Genomic DNA, 22509 nt, shown 5'->3' on the forward strand with positions numbered 1-22509 from the left:
ATTTAATTTGTTTTATTGTCACTCATCGTTAACTACTGAGAACAACCGATGAAGACATCAATTCAAAAAAAGCTCTTATCGATTTGCAGTCAGGCTGAGCTAGGACGCCGGATGAAAAGGAGAGCCCAAACTGTAAACGGCTGGTTTAAAAACAAAATTCCCGGAGAGCTGGTGCTCAAAGTGAGTAAGGCCGTCGATTGGCAAGTTACTCCTAATGAATTACGTCCTGATCTTTATCCCAATCCAAAAGATGGTTTACCTCAGAAGGAGGCTTAATCATGCAGTCAGCTACATATCAACATCATAACCAACGTCTGGCCGAACCGCTGAAAACTCAAAATCAATTTATGGCGCATCGGCGAGATAGCTTTAAGCACAGTTCAATACATGTTGCAGTTCGGGAGTGGGAATCCACTTTGCCCGGCCAGGCGCAGGAGAAAATCGCTCAGATGGTGGCTGAGCAGTGGGCGAAGGAAGGGGGACGCGGTATCGCGGTCAATAAGCAGAATTTATTCCGATATCTGAAAAACGAAGGTGGCTCGGAAAAATACACCGCTTACGTCATGCAGCTGTCGGGGGCAATCGTCGCCGCTATGCCCATTGAGCTTGCAAGAAAGCATGGACTCAGTAACGCCAGAACGGAAGCCGAGCTGGTGGCGAGTGCAATCAAAGAATGCAGTGAGGCGCATCAAGCTAAGTTGCTGGGCGCCCCCCTTCAAAAGCTTGAAAAAGAAATTCGTGAAGCGGCAATCGCTTTATTCAACATGTTACCTGCTGACGCGGCGGGACCACTACTGGCGAGCATCAGCGCCGTAGCGCCGCAATTTTTTTAATCGAGTTTTGACCAATGAATTCAACCCGGAGGCTTCATGAGCATTGATGCAATGCGGTGGGCCAAGAAAGTTAAGACCGGAAAATCCTCCAGTAAGGCGATCCTGACCTGGCTGGCTGATATGTGCGGCGCTGACTTGTGCGCTTACCCATCCGTCGCTGCGCTTGCAGAGGCTACTGAGATGGACAGAAAGACGGTGCTTGCAGGCTTGCAGCATCTGCAGGAAATTGGCCTGGTTGTCGATACAGGTGAACGGCGCGGCAGGACAAAGCAAATACCCGTGTACAAGTTGGTCGGTGTTGAGGAAAGCATCCCCGATGCCGAACAGACCCAAAACCGGAACTCTTTAAAGGATCCCAAAAACGGGACGGTTAATTTGAACGATACCGAAAACGGAACTGTTAATACAAACAGTGCCATTAACGGGACTGTTTCAGGTGATAAGGGTACCAAAAAAGGGATTGTTAACAGTTCGGATTTCAACCAAAGAGTACCGTTTTTCCCTTTAAACAGTCCCAAAAACGGGACACGGAATCTACCAAAGAACCATAAAGATCTAAACCCCACACATAGAGAACTGGTCGAACCTGTTATTCCTGATTATCCGGATCAGCCAGGTATCGGAATTGGGCAACAGCAGCCATTCGGCAAATTCCGGATGTTTAAAAACTGGAATCCAACAGCCGACTTTGCACGACAGGCAAACCTGTGGGGCATGCCGATCAAGGCGGGCATAAATATTGAAGCCGAGCTCAGCAGTTTCATCGCTTACTGGCAAGCCGAAGGGAAAGTGTTTCATCAAATTCAGTGGGAGCAGAAGTTCGCTCGCCACCTGGATCGCGCAAAGGTTCTGAAAGCACCACAAACGGGAGGTACCGAGAATGCATCAGTTAGACCACAGCCAGCAGCATCCCGAGCTGTTCAGCAAATACAGTCAGCACACGCAGAGTGGCGACGCCGGAACGGACTTGATGGCGACGGAGACAGCGTGGCGGTTATGGCAGGTGATGGGGGAAATCTTCTCGAACCGCTGGACGCAGAAGAATGGGGCAGAACCCACTGCCCTGTGGATAGCTCAGATAGGTTCGATGACTGAGAACCAGATCAAACTGGTTTGTCAGCAATGCATGGACCGTTGCGCAGTAGGTAATACATGGCCCCCGGATCTTGCTGAGTTCGTTTCGCTGGTTTCAGAGAGTGGTGCCAATCCGTTCGGGCTGACATCTGACCGGGTGATGAGTGAATACCGTCGCTGGCGTAACGAGTCGTATCGTTTTTCGGGTAGTGACAAATATCCCTGGCCCCAGCCGGTGCTCTATCACATCTGCATCGAAATGCGCAGAACTGGTGTTGAGCGTCAGATGACCGAGGGGGAATTTAAAAAACTGGCAGAGAAGTTATTAACCAAATGGACGAAGCACGTAAGCAACGGGCTTTCAGTTCCACCAATCCGTCGACAGCTAGCTGCACCGCAGCATCCGGCAGGACCTACTCCGGCACAGCTGCTGATGGAAGAATACCAACGCCGCAAAGCGGCAGGTTTAACAAACTAATCGAGTATTGACCAATGACCAAAACATTAACCCAAAAAGAGCAGGTAGCGGTATTCGTGCGCTACCAACCGAACTGCGCCGTAGGCGATGTTTCTGATGCGTTGGACTTGGCTGGCGGCGCAGCTGGCAGGTTGCTGCGCGAGCTGAGTGACGAAGGTGTGATCATTCGTTCACGTGATAGCGTTCAGAACACATACAGGGCGGTACCACACGCGGATATTCCAAACGTTATCCTCCCATGCATGGTGGAAAAAAGCGATCCAGTTAGGATGCAGGCAGCCGAGCAGAAAGCGAAGGAGCTAGAGGAGAGGGGACTGTGGCGAAGAGCTGCTGCGGTATATTCAGAAATGTTCGGCATAGCTGGTAGCGCTGTTGAGGTTGCACGTATAGCCAAGCGTCGTAAAGACTGCTTACGCCAGGCGGGGAGGGCGTAACCGATGCCGAGACCAAAATCACACAGTGAGCGAGTTCAAATCATCGCCCGGATCATCGAGTTGGTGAAAGAGCATGGTCGTGTCACGACGAAAGATGTCAGTGCGATGTTCGATTTGCATCGTACTACCGCAGAGAAATACATACGGACAGCCATTGTACGGGGCGAACTGATTCGCTACGGTCGATGTGGAGTGTTTCGTGACTTACGTGCGGTCATCGACTTTGATCTTAAGCGCTATACGGTTAAAAAGTAGTTTTGCGATCGAGCTTAAAATGCTTAAGTCTTGCATCTTCAGCCATTCTGAATGGCTAAAGAATAACTTAATTAAACGTCATCTTGGTATGTGATTGGTTATGCGCATGTTATTCTTCTTGGCAACTTTTTAGCGTTACCATCACATACCATGGCCACATACTTGATTTTTTGGGACTTTAATTATGAGCGCGCAACCATTTGATTTTTTGAAAGAAAAAGACACCACCATTCTGCAAAAATATCAAACGTGCAAAGCCATGGCTAGAAATTATGCTAATGCCTTAAAGACTGACCAAGAGCGGTTGATTTATGCTCGTTCATATTGCTCCGGTATTGTGGCAGCTTACTGGCAAGCTCTGTGCAAAAAGTACAAGAGCGCTATACGCATTCGACCAACTCCAAAGACAGTTGATTTCTGTCTGCTTTCTCCTGAAGTCAAGGACTTGGCAGCAGCTACAGGTGTAATGATTACTCGTTTCCCTCCTGAGGACGCAGGCTATCTGATCGGTTCTATTTATACTGTCATGCTACCGGTTCCATATAGATCGGAAATGGGGGCTTATTATACTCCGCCTCCTTTAGTAGCAAGATTGCTGGATCTCTCAGAAAAAGCAGGAATAGACTTTGCAAAAGCAAGTGTCATTGACCCAGCCTGTGGGGGCGGAGCTTTTCTTGCTCCTGTTGCATTAAGAATGCTTAGCAAGGAAAAAGGCAATTCACCCGAATGGATTTTCCGCCGTTTAGTAAAGAGACTAAAAGGGATTGAGCTTGATCCTTTTGCAGCATGGATGAGTGCCGTACTACTTGAGTCTGTTTTGATTAACCTTTGCATAAAAGCTAAGAGAAGATTGCCTGCTGATATTATCATCGTTGGTGATGCACTTAAGCAGGAAGATGTAGGTACCTTCGATTTGGTTGTAGGCAATCCGCCATATGGAAGGGTCACTCTTGATCCTGATATGAGAAGTAAATTCTCTCGTTCATTGTTTGGACATGCAAATCTCTACGGCTTGTTCACTGATTTAGCGACGAGGTTTACATGTAAGGACACAGGTGTAGTTGCATTCCTTACACCAACGTCATTCTTAGGCGGCCAATACTTCACTGCACTGAGAACACTGCTCACTGAAGAAATGACACCTGTTTCGTTTGATTTTGTAGCTGACCGAGATGGAGTTTTTGACGATGTTTTGCAAGAAACAATGCTCACTGTTTTTAAAGCAGGCAAACATAATAAACAGACTGCAGTCTCTTTGCTAATCCCTAAAGGGCTTAACAAAGCTAAAGTAGAGAAAATAGGCAGTGTATCTATAGAGAAAGGCGGTAAAACTTGGTTATTGCCACGCGGTAAGGATGATTTACTTTTTTTGAACGCTTTGAAAAAAATGCCTACCCGACTGGCTGATTTAGGATACTCAGTTTCAACTGGACAATTGGTTTGGAATAGACTTAAAGATCAGTTACGTACTACGAAAAATGCCACCTCGTACCCGCTGATTTGGGCTGAATCTATTACGCCTTCAGGTTTCAGTTTTAGCGCCGTACGCAAGAACCATGTTCCATATGTTGAAGTTAAAAAGAAACAAGAGTACCTCATAACTTCATCAGAATGTGTTTTAGTGCAGAGAACTACGTCGAAAGAACAGAACAAGCGGATCTTAGCTGCTCTCTTACCCCAGAGTTTTATAGACAAATCAGGTGGCGTAGTTGTTGAAAACCATATTAACATCGTGTACTCAAATGGTTTGTTAACAAACATTGACTCAGGCGTTATTGCTGAGTTGTTAAATTCAAGAGTAGTTGACAGAGCATTCAGGTGTATCAGTGGAAGCGTTGCAGTATCTGCTTTTGAGCTTAACTCAATCCCTCTGCCTGCTCCTGAGCAGCTTATTGTAATACAAAATATGCTGGCCTCAGGTGCTGAAAAGGATGCTATCGAGAAAGCGATCGCCAGTTTCTATGGAGTAATTTCATAATGAGCTTATTTAAAGTTCCAGCGCTGAGTATTATTATGGAAAGGTTGCCTAAGATTTTCCCGGAAGGTACACAAAATCGTAACTATCTTATTAGAGAAATGGCCGCAAAGACTATTTTCGTCATGTTCTATGCGGGGGCGATTGAGGGGGAAGGAAGGTGGATTCGTCCTAACCAAGTGGTAAACATGGGAGATACCCAGACAGCTAAAATTGATGAAGTTGATAGGCTTCTATGGATTGAAAATTCTCTTAAGAGTAAGAAAAAAAGATTACAGCCTGCTGATGCTTGGTACGCTGAGAATACTCGTGAGCCTATTCGTGACGAGACCATCAAGAATGGTCTCGTTCCATGTCGGGCTGTTCTGATACGGGAAGGTATCCCGACAACTTCCTCCGAACCTCGTTACTGTCTAAATAGGGCTTTTGCAAATCTCTTTGATGAACATGTATCTGGTGATGAATTGGAATTAGCCATTGATAATTGGCAGAAAAATTACTTAAACAAAGCAGCTCTATCAAGGATTCGATTACTAAAATCTGGTGCCGCGATTGCATCCGATTCCGTAGCAGTCACCTTTCCAAACGGCGAGATGCGTATGCTTGCACCGGGGCCGTCGAGTGTAATAGCTAAAGCTGTAATCGAAAGTTTTGCTATAAGATTTCTTAAGAATCCAGCAGTACTTTGGTTGTCAGAATCTGGTAATAAAGTTGTTGCACGGGACGAACTTTTGGCAACGGAGCTGGGTTTGGTCATCGAACCTTCGAAGGCATTACCTGACATCATCCTGATAGATTTGGGCGATGATGAAACAGGAAATGACATGCTCGTTGTTTTTATAGAGGTTGTTGCTACAGACGGACCAATCAACAGAGAACGTAAAATCATATTAACAAAATTAGCAGTAGAAGCAGGATTTAGTGAAAGAAATCTTGCGTTTCTCACTGCGTTTTCAGATAGAGCCTCCTCACAATTTAAAAAATCTATATCCGAACTTGCATGGGGGTCATATGCTTGGTTTGCATCAGAACCGGAACATCTGATTGAGCTAAGAAATAACAACCCTATAAAGTTGTCATTTAAGTCGCTTATAGCCGAGGAAAGATGACCCGCTTCTGCGGGTTATTCATTGCTCCCATGTTCATCTGAGTAGTACTCAGACCAAAGTGCATATAATAAATCGGTGGACCACGAAAAAATATATGCATCATCGTCAATAGACTTTAGAGCTAAATTAACTAAATCAAACTCTTGTTTAGCAAACTGCTCTTTACTCTTTTCTGTGAAAACATCGAGTTCGGGAATTGCTCCTAAATTTCCCATGGTAAAAATATCATTGAACTCGCTTTCAGTAAAAGAAAAACATGACGGTGGATTATAAATATTTACATTATCAAGATTGTTGAAGTTTGAAATAAAATCTCTCGCATTGTCGAATGATTCTTTTAAATTTAAAGCGGCGCTTATGTGAAGTAGGTAAATTGCAGCATTCAATCCTTCCCAGTTTATATTTATTTTGTCCAATATTTCGCACAACACCTTCACAAGGTTGTTGCTTATGGTTTTATTTTTATGAGATAGAGAAATACATAATGTGATTAATTGAGGGGCGCATCCTATAAGAAATTCATCATAATCAAGTGAAAGTCCAAACGAAGCTGAAATCATTGGCATAGAATCCGATTTATTCTGCCAATCCATAAAATATCTTGACCAGTGATTCATTTCTTCTGTGGTTTGGCTTAAACCGCAAAAAAAAGCGGATATTATCGGCGTTAGCCAAGTTGTGCCAAGATAAGAATAGAGGTTTGTATGTTCGAAAAATTCCTTGGAATCAAGCTCCAGTAATAATTTTAAGTCTGTGAAAAAGATTGAATCTTTACGGCATAGGCTGACAAAGGAAGAGATGATATTTTCTCTTGAAAGGTTAAGTTCAACAGCCTTTTTTATCACTTGAAGATAATTGACTTTATTTGCCCAAGCTTCGGATGTAAGTGTTTCGTATAATTCAATATAGCTTAAATCGCTTCTTAATCTTGCATGCTGGCATAAAACATCCTTGATAAATTCGCTGGCATCATGGTTTGCAAACATGTAAATTCTATAGTTATGCTTACCAAATAATGATTCCAGGTTTCTGGGACGGGCGGAATTAAACCCGCCTTGTGCTACAATATGAAAGAAAAAAAGAGGTTTTTCAAAGTTCTTACTTTCTTGAGCATATACTTTTAATGGGTTGTTAGTCATGCCGTTTGTGGCTTTGCTTTCAACCTCGAAAATAAAAAGAGGGAAGCGATCCCCTTTTTTTGAAAACCACGCGACGTCAACTGCTGGAGGTTCTCCGAATGATGATTCATCTACAGGGAATTCTTTTTCAATATGATAATCAAGAATAACTCCTAAATCGATGATCCCTTTTATTAATTGCTTACCTATCGCAAGTTTATGATCCGCCATTGAATTACTATCTCCTTGATCTCAAAAATCACATGTAAATTAAAGATGTTACGTGACAAATTTATACGCCAAGCTTACTAAAGCATCAATTCAGCAACAAGCGATATTTATAAACATTCGGAACGAATAAGGCAGCATAATTTCATTAAGACGCTCCAGGAAGACTCTTTGTTAAGAACTTATCATCGATTCACATCCACTTTCCCTACAAACCGAGCCCATAAGTTATTGAAGAGAATGCACTAACATTGTACTGTATGTATGTACAGTAATTTTGTCGGAGGCACTTATGAAATTTGAATTAACCATTGATCGTACAAAAGAACTTCCAGAGGGTGTACTCCCTGCGCTTGACAGAGAATTGCTAAAACAACTCCAGAGTCAGTTCGGTGAGTGCACGCTGATTATGCACCGCGCAGGATCCGATGGAGTAAGTATTTTGGGTGGCGTAAAGGAAGCTAGGCAGAAAGTTGAGGAAATCCTCCAGCAGACCCGGGAAAGTGCTGACGACTGGTTTTATTGATACAGCATGCAGAAATTTTCCAGTTTGGAGGGGAGATTTGTGAAACAAAAAGAAAAATTACCAAACAAGGGCTATGCGGTCATCAGATGCAACGATGGGGTTATCGTTGCGCGACTGCACTCATTTCCTGATAGTGGTCGCGCGCTCATGTATAGACGTGGGGATGAAGTATCATTTATGCCGTTACAGGATGATGAGATAGTAGGAACACCGACACTCTTTACGCTGATGCTTGAACGGGCTGGTTATCGAGTTTCCAAGAATTCTGTTACACTCCCGTCATAGGCCTGAACACCCTTTACCTGCTGCGCCACTGGAGAGATGCCATGGCGCAAATACCAAACCAGAATAAATCCTTACTGACCCTTCAAAGGGCCAGCAATTTTCTTTTGATGTCACTCCTGCAGGAGGCAGCATGAAGAAAAGCTGGTTCACTCACACCGGGCTGACAACCGAAGAAGCCAATGAGCTGGTGGCTCGCTATAAGTCTAAAGGCGTCCCCGTCGAGAAAAGCCTCGATATTGACCCTCGTGTTTGGATAGTCAGCGCATTACTACCTCAGCAAAAATCCTCAGCTAAGACAGCGCAAAGTATGCGTTCCCGGGCATGGGGGTGATCGTGACAGTCTACAACATCCTCCCTATGGGTAAGCCACGTATGACGCGTGCAGACTTATGGAAGAAGCGCCCTGAAGTTATGCGTTACCGGGCCTTTTGCGATCACGTCCGGCTCCTGGGCATTAGCATGCCCGAATCGAATTCACACGTTACCTTCGTTCTTCCAATGCCGAAGAGCTGGAGCCAGAAAAAGCGTGCAGAGATGAACGGGAAGCCCCATCAGGGTAAACCCGATCTCGATAACCTGATGAAGTCTTTAATGGATGCGCTCTTTGAAGACGACACACATATCTGGGATTCAAGGATAACAAAGCTCTGGGGCGAGAATGGGCAGATCATTATCAGGGAGAGAGTGTGATGCGTGCGCTTCTTCAACCTGTGATTGCGCGGGAGCTGGGTGTCGTACTGTTGAAGCCAGGCAGAGAGCTGATGGAGTTGTTCACCGCAGGTAGAGTGTTGATCGAGCGTCAGCCTGAAAGCATGCGCGAATATCACACAGGCCGTGTTCCCGATGCTAGGCAGCCACTGGCTGAAAATGAGCAGTTGCGAAGCTTCTTTTTGAATGAAAAGGTCCTGACTGTTGCTGGTGGTATTAGCGGGCTTGATTACTGGTTGCTGAAGTATGGAGGAGGAAATTGCCAGTACGCTCATAGCGATTACCACTATCACGAATTAACCATCATGCACCATGAGCCGGGTTCCATTTTACTTTGTGGTTATTGTGATAATCAGCTGCGTGAACAACATACCGAGGGTCTGGCAGACCTGGCCTGTAATAACGTGGTTGCCTATGTGCTGGATTCTGTCCGCATTTATCTTTGCCTGGACAAAAGCCGAGAGATCTCACTTGCAGAGCTTTGCTGGTGGGCAGTTCGTAAAGGAGTTACGGATGCACTTCCAGAATCATGCGTTCGTGAAGCGCTTAGTTTGCGTGACGAAAGTCCGATTGGACGAGAAAGTTACATAATTCCCGAAGTACCGGCCACCAGCATCCTTGGGGAATTAGTTTCAGCGGTCGACTTGCCTGAAGCGCTGACAGAACCGTTGGTGGGCGTGATGGTGGATCCAGCGCCTCCTCAGTCTTTCATGCGTCGACCAAAGCGTTTGCGCTGGGTAAGTCGCAATTATCTGAATTGGGTAAAAACGCTGCCCTGCGAATGCTGCCAGCAGCAATCAGACGACCCGCATCACTTAATCGGGTGGGGGCAGGGTGGTATGGCAACAAAAGCGCACGACATCTTCTCCATACCACTTTGCCGAAAACATCACACCGAACTGCATAACGACCGCCTGGCATTCGAGCGCAAATATGGCTCGCAGCTGGAAATGATCATTAGAGTGCTGGACCGGGCCTACGCGCTCGGCGTTCTGGCGTAAGGAGCTAATTAGGATGACACCACGTCAACGCCGTAATCATATTGAAGCCCTGGGCAAAGCAGCTTCTGCGCCACGCAAAAGCTGGTTAGGTAAAAGCATGCTCCTGACCAGTATTCAATCCGCATGGATTAAGTCTCTACTGACAACATGGGGAGACGGGGTAAGCGGTGGAACTGCGCCGCGCTTGCCTCGCTCTCATACGTGCTGGGATGTTCTTAAGGGGGGGCGATGGTCGGATAAGGCTTTGTCTCGCTTTACAGCTGCACTGGAACAAGCTCGAGCTGAAGGATTTAGAGGGCCGCAGGCGCTTAATCGCGCTCACGCCATTTTGTGGCCACAGCCCGCCATCAGCATCATTGATGAAGCCATGCATGATGATGATGTTGATTTTGTAAAGCAGTCGGTGCTGCAGGCACTTGATGTAAATGACCCAGTGTATATCGTCGGTCTGCAGTATTACACCACACGCAAAAAAATCTCAGACATTACGCGGGAGTTACAGTCGATCGCACCGTGGCTAACGGATTGGGAGGCCAGAAAAAGAGTTCGCTGGTGCCTGGAAATATTCAGGGCTAAGGTCTTTTTATCTACGCGGAAACTCTTGGCTGAGCAGAGCTGAATGATTGGTCTTTGACTTTTCGTGCTCTATTTCTATTTATATATTGAAAACGAGCCAGGAATTTAGATAATTTATTCATGCTTGGCAGAGCTGCGCCGCGATGGCAGCGAACTTAAGCGACAATTTGAAAAAACTTTAAACCCCGCCTGTCGGGGTTTTTTGTTATCCGGCGATACGACAGGGGTATTCGCGAAGGTGCATTGCACCAGTACCCCTGTCATATCGTCGTTGTATTCAAGAAGGGAGTAAGCTTTGCCGGACACATCAAGCATGTGAGAAAATCTTTTTTTTTGATGAAGGAGACAGCATGCTTGATTGGATTTACGAATATGTAAACGGAATATTAGATCACTACAAAGCGATGACGACGATCGTATTCGTGATTGCAATTTTGAAAATTTTAGTCCCCCCTTTCTTTTGGGTCCTTGAAAAAATATCCGACAGATCACATAAAAAAAAGCTTCTGAAAATATGGACAGACGCTGGATACAGCGATGAAGAGGCAAAACTCTTTGTTGAGACATCCGAGTCCCATCGAAAAAAACCAAAACCTAGCCTCTTTACCTTCCTAAAAAAAATTACCCGTCGAAAGGCCCAATAAGGGCCTTTTTTATTACTTCAAACGCACTCGCACAAAGCGAGGTGAGAGTATGTATCGAATGGACAAAATAACTACAGGCATCTCCTACGGCGCGTCAGGAGGTAGTGCCCTTTATTGGTTTAAAAGGCTGCTTGATGGTTACAGCCCTGAACAATGGGCGGCCATAGGTGTGATTGGAAGTTTACTGTTTGGCTTACTGACCTTTCTGACCAATCTGTATTTCAAAGTAAAAGATGACAGAAGAAAAGAGGCCCGAGGTGAGCAATGAAAACCAGAGCTAAACTGAGTACGGCTGTTCTGGGGCTTGTGCTCGCTGGAGCACCGGCCACAGTAATTCTCGATAAATTTCTTGATGAGAAAGAGGGGAATACCACCACAGCTTACCAGGATGGTTCAGGGGTTTGGACAATTTGCCGGGGTGCGACACTGGTTGACAGGAAGAAAGTCGTTAAGGGCATGACTCTCTCGCAGGCCAAATGTGATCAGGTGAACGCTATTGAGCGCGATAGGGCGCTGGCATGGGTAGACCGCAATATTCACATCCCGCTTAGTGAACCTCAGAAGGCGGGAATAGCTTCTTTCTGCCCCTACAACATCGGGCCAGGTAAATGTTTCCCATCGACGTTTTACCAGCGTATTAACGCCGGTGACAAAAAGGGGGCTTGTGAAGCGATCCGTTGGTGGATTAGAGACGGTGGCCGTGATTGCCGTCTAACCAAAGGCCAGAAAAATGGTTGCTACGGTCAGGTAGAACGACGGGATCAGGAAAGCGCTCTGACATGCTGGGGGATAGAACAGTGAAATTTAATCTTTTCCCAGTTGCGATTGTCATCATTGCTGCCCTGTCAGTAGCACTCGTTAAAAGTTGTTCAGATGCCAGCAGCCTGCAGAGTGATAACAACGTTCTGAGAAGTGATAACACTTTGCAGGGGCAGGTAATTGCCACTCAGGCATTCAACTTCAATCGGTTCAATCAGGTTGCAGAACATGCCACTAAGCTTAACTCCCTGATCGACACCAGCACCGAAGAAACCGTAATCGAATACCGGGAGATTCTCCGCCGTGAAAAAACCTGTGATCTGCCTGTTCCTGCTGATGTCGCTGGTGGGCTGCTCAAATACGCGCACCGTTTACGTGCCAGCGCCATGCACACCGATACCAGCAGACCTGACGCAGCCGATGATCGTTCCGCTGCCGCCAGCTCAATGACGTACTGCCAGGCTGTTTTGTGGATCAAGCCTTTGTTGTCAACTATTGAGAAGGGTAATCATAGTTTGAACGGTATTCGACAAATAGAGAGTGAGCGTCAGCAAAGTAATTTTGTTAAGATGCGGAATGAACTTTATTATTGAAAGTGCTAAATTGACATCCTTTCTATTATATGGAATCAGACCGTGATCGAAAGCTACATTTCTCATCAGAATTTAGAAGTCGCTAGGCAGACCTTAGAAGTAGCATTATCTTCAGAAAAATGGAGTTTCTCATCAATGTTAGCAATGTGGGCTAGTGCCATAGGTGCATTTGCTACTACTGGTGTTGCATGTTTTGCTTTGTCTTCTTGGAAAAAACAAGAAAAAGCAAAAGTAAAAATGGACTTTAAAAAGGCAATACTTAGGCTTAATCATGCAATCACTACTATGCCGGATAAATGGAATTTTATACATATAAATGCAGCAAGATCCTTATTAAGACTAGGTAGTGAAGTTAAAGAAAGTAATAACCATATTTTAAGCGTCCTTGAAAAATACAATGAAACAGTCGCTGCTTGGAAACATGTTTCGGACTGTTGGGTTATGTGTGAGTCCAGTCTTGCCAAGACAGATATATCCTTAAAATTTAAAGAACTGGAGACGCTATATAGTAATTACATTGGAGGGAATAAGGATAAAAACGATATTCAATCGAAATTAAAGGAAATTTTAGATGCTAAATTCATATTCTAAATCCTATTTATTAAGTAATCACAATTACTTGGGTCCTCCTTAGGAAGGCCCCTGCCACGGGGCGGCGCGCTCGCGGGAAACGGCTAGTTTTTCGGATCCAGGGTCATCATCATCATGTGCGCAGGCCTTTGATTTAATTAGAGGCCATTTTCGCAAGATGTCGAATCGTTCAAAAAGTGTTCACCATCATGGACCAGGAAATTGCCACTTTAAAACTCAATATCAACCAGCTGGCAGGGATAACCGGCGTACACCGTCAGACGGTTGCCGCGAGACTGAAAAATGTTGAACCTGCTCCAGGCAGCAACAGCAAGTTAAAGCTCTATCTGGTGACCGACATTCTGACCGAACTGATGATCCCTACCGTTTCGGCCAACATCGATGATATGCCCCCCTCTGACAGGCTGTCCCACTGGAAAGCAGAGAATGAGAGGCTGAAGTTCGAACAGGATACGGGGCAGTTAATACCTGCAGATGAAGTGGCGCGAGAATTCTCATTGATGGCGAAAGCCGTCGTCATGGTACTTGAAACCCTCCCGGATGTGCTCGAGCGCGACTGTGCTTTAACGCCTGCTGCGGTAGTTCGTGTGCAAAGCGTTATTGATGATCTGCGCGACCAGATGGCGGAGAGGGTGCAGGACGCTGAAAAAGAGGAGGAAGAGCCTGAGGAGGACTGATGGCAAAGCGGGCATCCGCCAGGGACATCCGCCGCGATGTCTCCGGTATTTTACGAGCCCCGCGTCGTATGCCGGTGGCCGATGCGGTCAGTACTTATATGCGCGTGCCAATGGGGGCGGGAAACTCAGTTCCATGGGATCCGGATCTGGCACCCTATGTGATTGAGCCGATGAACTGCCTGGCATCGCGTGAATACGATGCGGTGGTGTTTGTGGGCCCGGCGCGAACGGGTAAAACCATCGGGCTGATTGACGGCTGGATTGTTTATAACATTGTCTGCGATCCGGCAGATATGCTTGTGATTCAGGTATCTGAGGAAAAAGCGCGCGAGCATTCCAAAAAACGCCTGGACCGTACTTTTCGCTGTAGCCCTGAAGTTAAAACCCGGCTAAGCCCAAGACGTAACGATAACAACGTCTACGACCGTACATTCCGTGCCGGTAACTATCTGAAGCTTGGCTGGCCATCCGTCAATATCATGTCGTCCTCGGACTATAAGAGTGTGGCGCTGACGGATTATGACCGCTTTCCGGAAGATATCGACGGGGAGGGGGATGCTTTTTCACTGGCATCGAAGCGTACCACGACATTCATGTCCTCCGGGATGACGCTGGTTGAGAGCTCGCCCGGGAGGGATATCAGAGACACAAAATGGCGGCGCTCCACGCCCCATGAAGCCCCTCCGACCACCGGAATTTTATCGCTCTATAACCGTGGTGACCGCCGTCGTCTTTACTGGCCATGCCCGCATTGCGGCGAATATTTCCAGCCGGAAATGGACAATATGACCGGATACCGCGACAGCAGCGATCCTGTGCTTGCCAGCGAAGCGGCGTTTCTTCAGTGCCCTGCCTGTAAAGGCAGGATCACACCTGACATGAAGCGTGCGCTGAACATGAAATGTGTCTGGCTCCGGGACGGGCAAACCATCGACAGTAATGGCCAGGTTAGCGGTGATGGCCGTCGTTCCCGTATTGCCTCCTTCTGGATGGAAGGTCCGGCAGCTGCTTACCAGACCTGGGCGCAGCTTATTTATAAGTTCCTGACCGCCGAGCAGGAATATGAATCCACGCGCAGCGAAGAAACCCTGAAGACGGTGATCAACACCGATTTCGGCAGGCCCTATTTACCGCGGGCCAGCATGGAGCAGCGTAAAAGTGAATTGCTCGAGCAGCGTGCCGAAGAAGTCCCAAAACGTTCGGTACCGGATGGCGTGCAGTTTCTCACTGCGACCGTGGACGTGCAGGCCGGGCGCAATCGGCGCTTTGTTGTGCAGATTACGGGTTATGGAAGTATGGGTGAGCGCTGGATTGTTGACCGTTACAACATCCGGCATTCGCTGCGCTGCGACGGCAACGGGGAAAGCTTACAGGTGGATCCGGCAAGCTATCCGGAGGACTGGGATCTGTTACTCACCGACGTCTTTGATAAAACGTGGCCACTCGCAACTGACCCGTCAAAGGGCATGCGGCTGATGTCGATGGCCGTGGACTCAGGGGGCGAAGATGGCGTGACGGATAATGCCTACAAGTTCTGGCGCAGATGTCGCCGTGAGGGGCTGGGTAAGCGTATCTATCTCTTCAAGGGGGACAGCGTCAGGCGCAGCAAACTTATCCAGCGAACGTTTCCCGACAACACGGGCAGATCAACGCGCCGCGCACAGGCGACGGGTGATGTGCCTCTTTATCTTCTCCAGACCGATGCCCTTAAAGACCGGGTGAATAATGCGCTGTGGCGTGATTCACCCGGCCCTGGCTATGTGCATTTCCCCGCCTGGCTGGGCAGCTGGTTCTATGACGAACTGACGTATGAGGAACGCTCGAATGAAGGGAAATGGAGTAAGCCCGGCCGGGGCGCAAACGAAGCATTTGACCTGCTCGTTTATGCCGACGCGCTCGCCATCCTTAGTGGTTACGAAAAAATCAAATGGCCGTCAGCTCCTGAGTGGGCACGACGGGAAACGTGGATCGAGGACACGCAGACGGAAACTGGCGAAATGCCATCCCCGCCGCCTGCGCCGAAATCTAAATCAAAACCAAAACGTGAGAAGCCCGTAACCGAGCAGGCTAATCCGTGGTCTTCGTCAGGAGGTTGGGTGTGAATCCAGCAGATATTCAAAACATGATCGACCGCTACGCTGCAGCCGAGCTGTCTGTTCTGGAGGGGAAATCAATCACTTTCAACGGGCAGCAGATGACGCTCGAAAACCTGTCGGAAATCAGAAAAGGCCGTCAGGAATGGGAGCGACGACTGGCAACGCTCAATAACAAACGCCGAGGGCGACCCGGCTACAGGCTGGCGAGGTTTGGATGAGTTTTTTAGATGATGCGATTGGCCTGTTTTCACCGGGCTGGAAAGCCTCACGCCTGCGTGCCCGCGCGGTTATTAAGGCGTATGAGGCGGTAAAGCAAACGCGTACCCACAAAGCCCAGAAGGAAAATCGTTCAGCCGATCAGCTCAGCCAGATGGGGGCGGTTTCACTGAGGCAGCAGGCGCGCTGGCTGGACAACAACCACGATCTGGTTATTGGCGTTTTCGACAAGCTGGAAGAAAGGGTGGTGGGTGCGAAGGGCATCATAGTTGAACCGCATCCGATGCTGACTAACGGGAAGATAGCTAAAAAGCTGGCCACTGATATCCGCAGAAAGTGGGGCGAATGGTCCGTAAGACCCGATGTTACAACCCAGTTTACCCGCCCCATGCTGGAGCGGCTGATGCTGCGAACGTGGCTCCGGGACGGTGAGGTATTTGCTCAGCTGGTTCGCGGTACCGGAAATGGTCTTCAGCCGGTTGCTGGCGTGCCGTTCTGGCTGGAAGCGCTGGAGCCGGACTTCGTGCCGATGAACAGCGATGCCGCCACCCAGCTCAATCAGGGCGTTTTTGTTGATAACTGGGGGCGCCCGAAAAAATATCAGGTCTATAAAAGCCTGCCAGTATCCGGGCGTCAGTTCGATACCAAAGAGATAGATGCAGAAAACATGCTTCATCTCAAATTTACCCGACGCCTGCACCAGAACCGCGGAACGTCTCTTTTGTCAGGTGTTCTGATGCGTCTGAGCGCGCTGAAAGAGTACGAGGACTCGGAGCTTACCGCTGCCAGAATTGCTGCCGCACTCGGCATGTATATCAAAAAAGGCGACGGACAGAGCTTCGAGTCTGATTCCAGCAGCGATGACCGCGAGCTGATGATTCAGCCCGGTATGCTCTATGACGAGCTGCAGGCCGGGGAAGAAATCGGGATGATTAAATCCGATCGCCCGAACCCTAACCTCGAGTCGTTTCGTAACGGACAGCTGCGTGCCGTGTCCGCCGGCAGTCGCCTCAGCTTTTCCAGCACATCCAGAAACTACAACGGAACGTACAGTGCCCAGCGGCAGGAGCTTGTCGAGTCAACCGACGGATATCTGATTCTTCAGGACTGGTTCATCGGTTCAGTGACCCGGCCCATGTATCGGGCCTGGCTGAAGATGGCTATTGCTGCCGGAGAAATCAAGCTGCCGAGAGGCATCGATATGGACTCGCTTTATAACGCGGTTTATTCGGGGCCAGTTATGCCGTGGATTGATCCCGTTAAAGAAGCGAATGCCTGGAAAACGCAGATCCGCGGCGGTGCTGCTACTGAATCCGACTGGATACGTGCCAGCGGTCGCAACCCGGATGATGTTAAGTCACGCCGTAAAGCGGAGGTTGACGAGAACCGTGAACAGGGCCTGGTGTTTGACACCGACCCCGCCAATGATAAAGGAGGCACCAGTGCCGAAGCCAAAGAACCGGGCGCGCAACCGTCCGAAAGCCAGCGCAAAAAGTAATTCGTGGTTCCGCATGCAGGCCAGCAATAACAGCGAGGCCGACATTTTTATTTATGACGAAATCGGGTACTGGGGCGTAACGGCGAAACAGTTCGTCAATGATCTCCGGGCACTTGGGGACGTCACCCACATCAACCTTTATATCAACTCGCCCGGTGGTGATGTCTTCGACGGTATTGCTATTTATAACGCGCTGAAGCACCACGGTGCGGCGATTACCGTGCATATCGACGGTCTGGCGGCCTCCATGGCCTCGGTGATTGCGATGGTAGGCAATCCGGTCATCATGCCTGAAAACACGATGATGATGATCCATAAACCCTGGGGGTTTGCTGGTGGTGACGCGAGCGATATGCGCGACTATGCGGATCTTCTCGACAAGGTTGAATCCGTTCTGATCCCGGCTTATGCGCAGAAAACCGGAAAATCCACCGAAGAAATTGCGGCAATGCTGGAGGACGAAACCTGGATGAACGGCAGCGAGTGCCTTGAACTGGGTTTTGCCGACCAGGTGACACCATCCCTTCAGGCTATGGCCTGTATTCATTCAAAACGTATTGAGGAATTTGAAAAAATGCCAAAAAGCATTCGCAACATGATCACCCCGCCGCGCAACACCACCCAGCGTGACCCGGTTATTACCCAGCCTCAGGCACCGCAGGCAAAAACAGACCCGGCACCGGATGAAAATGCGATCCGCGCGCAGGTGTTGGCTGAGCAGAAAGCCCGTGTTAACGGTATCGGCGATCTCTTTGCCATGTTCGGCAATAAGCACATGGAACTGCAGAATCAGTGTGTGGCCGACCCTGATTGCTCCGTCGATAAGGCGAAAGATTTGCTGCTGGCAGAACTCGGTAAAACGGCCACGCCGTCCAATAAAACCACCCAGCCGCATATTCATGCGGGCAACGGTAACTTCGTCGCGGATGGTATTCGCCAGGCACTGATGGCGCGTGCCGGGTTCGAAGGTCAGGAGCGGGATAACGTTTATAACGGTATGACGCTGCGCGAGTATGCGCGTATGGCCCTGACAGAAAAAGGTATCGGCGTGGCCAGCTACAACCCGATGCAGATGGTTGGCCTGGCGCTGACCCACAGCACCTCTGACTTTGGCAACATTCTGCTTGATGTTGCGAACAAAGCGCTGATTCAGGGCTGGGACGAGGCGCAGGAAACCTTCGAGCAGTGGACCAAAAAAGGCCAGCTGTCGGACTTCAAAACGGCGCATCGTGTCGGTATGGGTGGTTTCCCTTCTCTGCGACAGGTTCGCGAAGGGGCTGAGTACAAGTACATCACTACCAGTGACAAAGGCGAAACCATCGCGCTTGCCACATATGGTGAAATCTTCTCAGTAACCCGCCAGGCGATCATCAACGACGATCTGAACCAGCTTACCGACGTACCGATGAAGATGGGGCGCGCGGCGAAAGCAACGATTGGCGATCTGGTTTACGCCATTCTGACCAAAAACCCGAAACTCTCAGACGGAAAGGCGCTGTTCCATGCCGATCACAAGAACCTGAGCTCGGGCGCAATTTCTGTGGCCAGCCTGGACGAAACGCGCAAGCTGATGCGTCTGCAGAAGGAGGGGGAGCGAACCCTGAATATCCGTCCGGCCTACATGCTGGTGCCCGTCGCCCTGGAAACTCTGGCAAATCAGACCATCAAGTCGGCCAGTGTTAAAGGTGCAGACATCAATGCCGGGATCGTTAACCCTATCCAGAACTTTGCAGAAGTCATTGCCGAACCGCGCCTGGATGAAGCTGATGCGAAAGCCTGGTATCTGGCTGCCGCGAAGGGCACCGACACCATCGAGGTCGCTTATCTCAACGGCGTCGACACGCCGTACATCGATCAGCAGGAAGGCTTCACCACTGACGGTATCGCCACGAAAGTGCGTATTGATGCAGGTGTGGCGCCGCTGGACTATCGCGGCATGACCAAATCCTCTGGTCAGTAAAAAACAGTCCTGACAAACAGATGCCCGTAAGGGCTTTTTTTATACCTGAAACCAGCCCCGCAAGGGGCTGAATGGAGAAGTTATGGCTAAGAACTATGCGCAGGACGGGAAAACGATCCCTCTGGTGAACAGTGGTGCAACCGATGTTCACAGCGGCGACCCGGTTGTTGTTGGAAAACTTATCGCGGTGGCAATTACCGATATCCCGGCTGGCGATACCGGGGATGGTTTTACTGAGGGTGTTTTCCTTCTGCCAAAAGTATCCGCAGATGCGGTTACTGCCGGGGCGCAGGTGTATCTGAAGGACGGCAATATCACGATCGAAGAAACGGACGCCGTTGCCGCGGGCATCGCCTGGGAAGATGCAGGGGCAAACACCACCGTTGTTGAAGTTAAGATCAATGCCTAACCCCTTTGACCGGATGGCGGCGCGCATGGACGCGGCCACCATAAAAAAGATGGGAAAGACAGCGATCATCAATGGCAGCAGCTATGACGTTGTTCCCGCCGAGCAGTTCGAGGAAATGGGGCCATTGTCGGGAACAGGTACTTCGCTGGTGGTTTTCTCTGAGCTTTACCAGCCACGCCGAAACGACAGCGTCGACTACGACGGTAAGAACCTAACCGTTACCCGCTATGAAATGTTCAACGGAAAACCCCGCATCCACCTCGAATGAGGAGGCGCTATGTCTGTGAAAGGACTGGAAAGGGCTATTCAGAACCTGAACAGCCTCAGCCGGTTAATCGTTCCTGAGGCAACCGCAAAAGCACTAAACCGGGTGGCCAGCAGAACGATAAGCCAGGGGAGCAAAGCTGTAGCGAAAGAAGCAACAGTTGATGATAACCGGAAAAAGGGGCTTCCGGTTCGTCTGGTCCGCCAGCGTTCCCGTCTGCGCAAGGCCCGTCACGATCGCCCGGTCGCGTCGATAAAAATCAACCGCGGTAATCTTCCTGCGATAAAGCTCGGCACGGCGCGCGTCCGGCTCTCGCGTAAAAAAGGGGCCAGAAACGGAGCGGGCAGCGTCCTTAAAATCGGGCCCTATACCTTTCGTAACGCTTTTATCCAACAGCTCTCGAACGGGCGCTGGCAGGTTATGCGGCGCGAAGGTCAGGCCCGTTATCCGATTGATGTGGTCAAAGTTCCTCTTGAGACACCGCTCACCGTGGCCTTCACCGCTATTTCAAAGCGCCTTATTGAAAGCGATATGCCCAAAGAACTTTCCGCAGCCCTGAAAAACCAACTGAGGATCCACCTGAAGCGATGAACAGACACAGCGCAATTCGTGCAGCCATTCTGGCAAAACTGAAAGCCGAGATCACCGACACGGTCAACTGGTTTGACGGGCGCCCTGTTTTTCTTGAAGAGCAGGATCTCCCTGCCGTGGCTGTATACCTTTCTGACGCGGAGTACACCGGTGATTCGCTTGATGAAGATTCGTGGCAGGCGGTTGTTCACATCGAGGTATTTCTTAAAGCCTCCAGCCCCGACAGCGCGCTTGATTCCTGGATGGAAGAGAAAGTGTATCCGGCAATGGCCTTCATCCCCGGTCTGACCGAACAGGTCGAGACGTTCACCCCGCAGGGTTATGACTATCAGCGGGATGATGAAATGGCCACCTGGGGTTCAGTCGACTTCACGTACTTAATCACCTATTCAATTTAAGAGGTACTTATGCCTACTCCAAACCCGCTGGCCCCCGTGAAAGGTGCCGGTACCACTCTCTGGCTTTACACCGGAACGGGCAACGCTTTCGCTAACCCACTCTCGGATATCGACTGGAACCGCCTGGCGAAAATTAAAGAGCTAACGCCGGGCGAAATGACCGCCGAATCGTATGACGACACTTACCTCGACGACGAGGATGCCGACTGGAGCGCGACGGCCCAGGGGGCAAAATCTGCTGGCGATACCTCGTTCACCCTCGGCTGGAAGCCGGGCGAAGAAGGCCAAAAAGACCTTGTCGCATGGTTTATTGATGGCTCAGTACGCTATTACAAAATCAAATACCCGAACGGTACCGTCGACGTTTTCCGCGGCTGGTGCAGCAGCCTGGGTAAAGCCATTCCGGCAAAAGAGGTCATTACCCGTACAGCGAAAATCACCAATACCGGCAAGCCGGAGCTGGCTGAAGAAAGCGGGACCCCGAATATCTCCGTGACCGGCGTTACGCTCGATAAAGCCACGGCAAGCGTGGTCGTGGGCGCAACCACAACGCTCAATGTGACGGTTAACCCTGCCAGTGCCTCAGATACCTCGTTCCGCGTGGCAACCTCCGACGGGGCAAAAGCAACGGTCACCGTTAGCGGCAACGCGATCACCGTCACCGGCGTGGCGGCAGGCACCGCTGACGTTATTGTTATGACCAGCGACGGTAATTTCGTTGCGGTCTGCAAAGTCACCGTAACTGCAGCGTAAGGAAGGACGCATGTTTCTGAAAAAAGAGAAGTTCACCTGGCAAACAGAATCCCTGACCATCTTCGAACTGTCGGCGCTGCAGCGTATTGAGTACATCACGTTTATGGCCGCAGAGGAAAAGGCCGTCAGCGCTGACAGCGACGGCATCAGCGATCAGGAAATGACGGCCAAGCTGATAGGCTCAAATATTCGCTGCGGTGCGCGTTTGATCGCGATGTCTTTGTGGCATAACGATCCGGCTGGCACGGATGTGGAAACGCTTTATCAGCAGGTGCTTAGCGGCTGGCCGCCGGAGGCGATCGGTAAAGCAGAAATGGAAATAAAGCTGCTCTCCGGCATGCTCGTTCCGGTTGAGGATGACAACGTTGCCGATCCGGATGCCTCAGCGGAGGCCGAAAGCGCTGAACCCGTTACGGCGGAAAAGCCCTTGCCAGCGAGCTGAAGTTTGTCCTGAATCTG

General features: G+C 49.3%; 31 protein-coding genes. 30 read left to right on the forward strand and 1 reads right to left on the reverse strand.

Translation table 11 applies throughout. The features are described from left to right. Positions 1 to 48: 48 nt before the first annotated feature. From V1587_RS11090 to V1587_RS11125, 8 genes are all read left to right on the forward strand, one after another. Positions 49 to 276: a YdaS family helix-turn-helix protein gene (locus V1587_RS11090; RefSeq protein ID WP_029485136.1), complete on the forward strand. Its 228-nt coding sequence runs from the start codon at positions 49 to 51 to the stop codon at positions 274 to 276. A gap of 2 nt (positions 277 to 278) precedes the next feature. Beyond that, entirely contained in the window at positions 279 to 833 is a 555-nt protein-coding gene (locus V1587_RS11095; protein WP_395314300.1) for a toxin YdaT family protein, read from the forward strand. Positions 834 to 869: 36 nt separating this feature from the next. After that, positions 870 to 1928 carry a DnaT-like ssDNA-binding domain-containing protein gene (locus V1587_RS11100; RefSeq protein WP_395314301.1) on the forward strand — a complete coding sequence of 353 codons (1059 nt, stop codon included), beginning with the start codon at positions 870 to 872 and terminating at the stop codon, positions 1926 to 1928. Continuing rightward, complete coding sequence (locus tag V1587_RS11105; RefSeq protein ID WP_395314302.1) at positions 1840 to 2385, forward strand: replication protein P; 546 nt, start codon at positions 1840 to 1842, stop codon at positions 2383 to 2385. The genes V1587_RS11100 and V1587_RS11105 overlap by 89 nt, the downstream gene beginning before the upstream one ends. A 14-nt stretch (positions 2386 to 2399) precedes the next feature. Beyond that, positions 2400 to 2819 carry a PerC family transcriptional regulator gene (locus V1587_RS11110; RefSeq protein ID WP_395314303.1) on the forward strand — a complete coding sequence of 140 codons (420 nt, stop codon included), beginning with the start codon at positions 2400 to 2402 and terminating at the stop codon, positions 2817 to 2819. A 3-nt stretch (positions 2820 to 2822) separates the two neighbouring features. Further along, positions 2823 to 3074, forward strand: a complete 252-nt coding sequence (locus V1587_RS11115; protein ID WP_395314304.1) for a DUF977 family protein — start codon at positions 2823 to 2825, stop codon at positions 3072 to 3074. 184 nt (positions 3075 to 3258) lie between these two features. Further along, positions 3259 to 5052, forward strand: a complete 1794-nt coding sequence (locus V1587_RS11120; protein WP_395314305.1) for a class I SAM-dependent DNA methyltransferase — start codon at positions 3259 to 3261, stop codon at positions 5050 to 5052. Further along, a complete protein-coding gene (locus V1587_RS11125; protein ID WP_395314306.1) occupies positions 5052 to 6158 on the forward strand; it encodes a BsuBI/PstI family type II restriction endonuclease in 1107 nt (368 codons plus the stop codon). Before V1587_RS11120 ends, V1587_RS11125 begins: the two co-directional genes overlap by 1 nt. A gap of 14 nt (positions 6159 to 6172) precedes the next feature. Here the strand turns inward: V1587_RS11125 and V1587_RS11130 are convergent, their stop codons facing one another. Next, positions 6173 to 7507: a hypothetical protein gene (locus V1587_RS11130; protein WP_395314307.1), complete on the reverse strand. Its 1335-nt coding sequence runs from the start codon at positions 7505 to 7507 to the stop codon at positions 6173 to 6175. 289 nt (positions 7508 to 7796) lie between these two features. On the opposite strand from V1587_RS11130, the gene V1587_RS11135 reads away from it, so the two are divergent. The 22 genes from V1587_RS11135 to gpG all read left to right on the forward strand — a co-directional run bounded on the left by V1587_RS11135 (position 7797) and on the right by gpG (position 22492). Continuing rightward, positions 7797 to 8030: a DinI-like family protein gene (locus V1587_RS11135; RefSeq protein ID WP_395314308.1), complete on the forward strand. Its 234-nt coding sequence runs from the start codon at positions 7797 to 7799 to the stop codon at positions 8028 to 8030. A gap of 6 nt (positions 8031 to 8036) precedes the next feature. Then, complete coding sequence (locus V1587_RS11140) at positions 8037 to 8315, forward strand: hypothetical protein (RefSeq protein WP_395314309.1); 279 nt, start codon at positions 8037 to 8039, stop codon at positions 8313 to 8315. Between the two features lie 130 nt (positions 8316 to 8445). Next, positions 8446 to 8646: a hypothetical protein gene (locus V1587_RS11145; RefSeq protein WP_395314310.1), complete on the forward strand. Its 201-nt coding sequence runs from the start codon at positions 8446 to 8448 to the stop codon at positions 8644 to 8646. Beyond that, positions 8637 to 9005 carry a RusA family crossover junction endodeoxyribonuclease gene (locus V1587_RS11150; RefSeq protein WP_395314311.1) on the forward strand — a complete coding sequence of 123 codons (369 nt, stop codon included), beginning with the start codon at positions 8637 to 8639 and terminating at the stop codon, positions 9003 to 9005. The genes V1587_RS11145 and V1587_RS11150 overlap by 10 nt, the downstream gene beginning before the upstream one ends. Then, positions 9005 to 10024 carry a DUF968 domain-containing protein gene (locus tag V1587_RS11155; RefSeq protein WP_395314589.1) on the forward strand — a complete coding sequence of 340 codons (1020 nt, stop codon included), beginning with the start codon at positions 9005 to 9007 and terminating at the stop codon, positions 10022 to 10024. Before V1587_RS11150 ends, V1587_RS11155 begins: the two co-directional genes overlap by 1 nt. A 13-nt stretch (positions 10025 to 10037) precedes the next feature. Then, complete coding sequence (locus V1587_RS11160) at positions 10038 to 10643, forward strand: hypothetical protein (RefSeq protein WP_395314312.1); 606 nt, start codon at positions 10038 to 10040, stop codon at positions 10641 to 10643. 307 nt (positions 10644 to 10950) lie between these two features. Then, positions 10951 to 11244 carry a hypothetical protein gene (locus tag V1587_RS11165; RefSeq protein WP_395314313.1) on the forward strand — a complete coding sequence of 98 codons (294 nt, stop codon included), beginning with the start codon at positions 10951 to 10953 and terminating at the stop codon, positions 11242 to 11244. Positions 11245 to 11293: 49 nt separating this feature from the next. Continuing rightward, entirely contained in the window at positions 11294 to 11512 is a 219-nt protein-coding gene (locus V1587_RS11170; RefSeq protein WP_121340370.1) for a class II holin family protein, read from the forward strand. Next, complete coding sequence (locus tag V1587_RS11175; protein WP_395314314.1) at positions 11509 to 12045, forward strand: lysozyme; 537 nt, start codon at positions 11509 to 11511, stop codon at positions 12043 to 12045. Before V1587_RS11170 ends, V1587_RS11175 begins: the two co-directional genes overlap by 4 nt. Continuing rightward, complete coding sequence (locus V1587_RS11180) at positions 12042 to 12596, forward strand: hypothetical protein (RefSeq protein WP_395314315.1); 555 nt, start codon at positions 12042 to 12044, stop codon at positions 12594 to 12596. The genes V1587_RS11175 and V1587_RS11180 overlap by 4 nt, the downstream gene beginning before the upstream one ends. 42 nt (positions 12597 to 12638) lie before the next feature. After that, positions 12639 to 13187 (forward strand): hypothetical protein, encoded by a 549-nt coding sequence (locus V1587_RS11185; RefSeq protein WP_395314316.1) that lies wholly within the window; start codon positions 12639 to 12641, stop codon positions 13185 to 13187. Between the two features lie 188 nt (positions 13188 to 13375). Beyond that, positions 13376 to 13864, forward strand: a complete 489-nt coding sequence (locus V1587_RS11190; protein WP_020884621.1) for a DUF1441 family protein — start codon at positions 13376 to 13378, stop codon at positions 13862 to 13864. After that, positions 13864 to 15966: a phage terminase large subunit family protein gene (locus tag V1587_RS11195; protein ID WP_395314317.1), complete on the forward strand. Its 2103-nt coding sequence runs from the start codon at positions 13864 to 13866 to the stop codon at positions 15964 to 15966. The genes V1587_RS11190 and V1587_RS11195 overlap by 1 nt, the downstream gene beginning before the upstream one ends. Further along, the gene (locus V1587_RS11200; protein ID WP_001704123.1) at positions 15963 to 16178 is read left to right on the forward strand and encodes a hypothetical protein; all 216 of its coding nucleotides are present in this window, start codon (positions 15963 to 15965) and stop codon (positions 16176 to 16178) included. The genes V1587_RS11195 and V1587_RS11200 overlap by 4 nt, the downstream gene beginning before the upstream one ends. Next, complete coding sequence (locus V1587_RS11205) at positions 16175 to 17674, forward strand: phage portal protein (protein ID WP_395314318.1); 1500 nt, start codon at positions 16175 to 16177, stop codon at positions 17672 to 17674. Before V1587_RS11200 ends, V1587_RS11205 begins: the two co-directional genes overlap by 4 nt. Then, positions 17601 to 19634: a ClpP-like prohead protease/major capsid protein fusion protein gene (locus tag V1587_RS11210; protein WP_395314319.1), complete on the forward strand. Its 2034-nt coding sequence runs from the start codon at positions 17601 to 17603 to the stop codon at positions 19632 to 19634. Before V1587_RS11205 ends, V1587_RS11210 begins: the two co-directional genes overlap by 74 nt. Positions 19635 to 19716: 82 nt before the next feature. Next, on the forward strand, positions 19717 to 20043 hold the full coding sequence (locus tag V1587_RS11215) for a DUF2190 family protein (protein ID WP_063118277.1): 327 nt from the start codon (positions 19717 to 19719) through the stop codon (positions 20041 to 20043). Positions 20044 to 20068: 25 nt separating this feature from the next. Then, positions 20069 to 20311 carry a DNA breaking-rejoining protein gene (locus V1587_RS11220; protein ID WP_395314320.1) on the forward strand — a complete coding sequence of 81 codons (243 nt, stop codon included), beginning with the start codon at positions 20069 to 20071 and terminating at the stop codon, positions 20309 to 20311. Between the two features lie 9 nt (positions 20312 to 20320). Next, complete coding sequence (locus V1587_RS11225; RefSeq protein WP_395314321.1) at positions 20321 to 20899, forward strand: phage tail protein; 579 nt, start codon at positions 20321 to 20323, stop codon at positions 20897 to 20899. Further along, positions 20896 to 21297 carry a phage minor tail U family protein gene (locus V1587_RS11230; RefSeq protein WP_395314322.1) on the forward strand — a complete coding sequence of 134 codons (402 nt, stop codon included), beginning with the start codon at positions 20896 to 20898 and terminating at the stop codon, positions 21295 to 21297. Before V1587_RS11225 ends, V1587_RS11230 begins: the two co-directional genes overlap by 4 nt. A gap of 9 nt (positions 21298 to 21306) precedes the next feature. Then, positions 21307 to 22050, forward strand: a complete 744-nt coding sequence (locus V1587_RS11235; protein WP_395314323.1) for a phage tail protein — start codon at positions 21307 to 21309, stop codon at positions 22048 to 22050. 10 nt (positions 22051 to 22060) lie between these two features. Continuing rightward, complete coding sequence (gpG, locus tag V1587_RS11240; protein WP_395314324.1) at positions 22061 to 22492, forward strand: phage tail assembly chaperone G; 432 nt, start codon at positions 22061 to 22063, stop codon at positions 22490 to 22492. The last annotated feature ends 17 nt before the right edge of the window (positions 22493 to 22509 follow it).

The organism is Enterobacter sp. ECC-249, from assembly GCF_043965265.1.
GTDB classification, from domain to species: domain Bacteria; phylum Pseudomonadota; class Gammaproteobacteria; order Enterobacterales; family Enterobacteriaceae; genus Enterobacter; species Enterobacter quasiroggenkampii.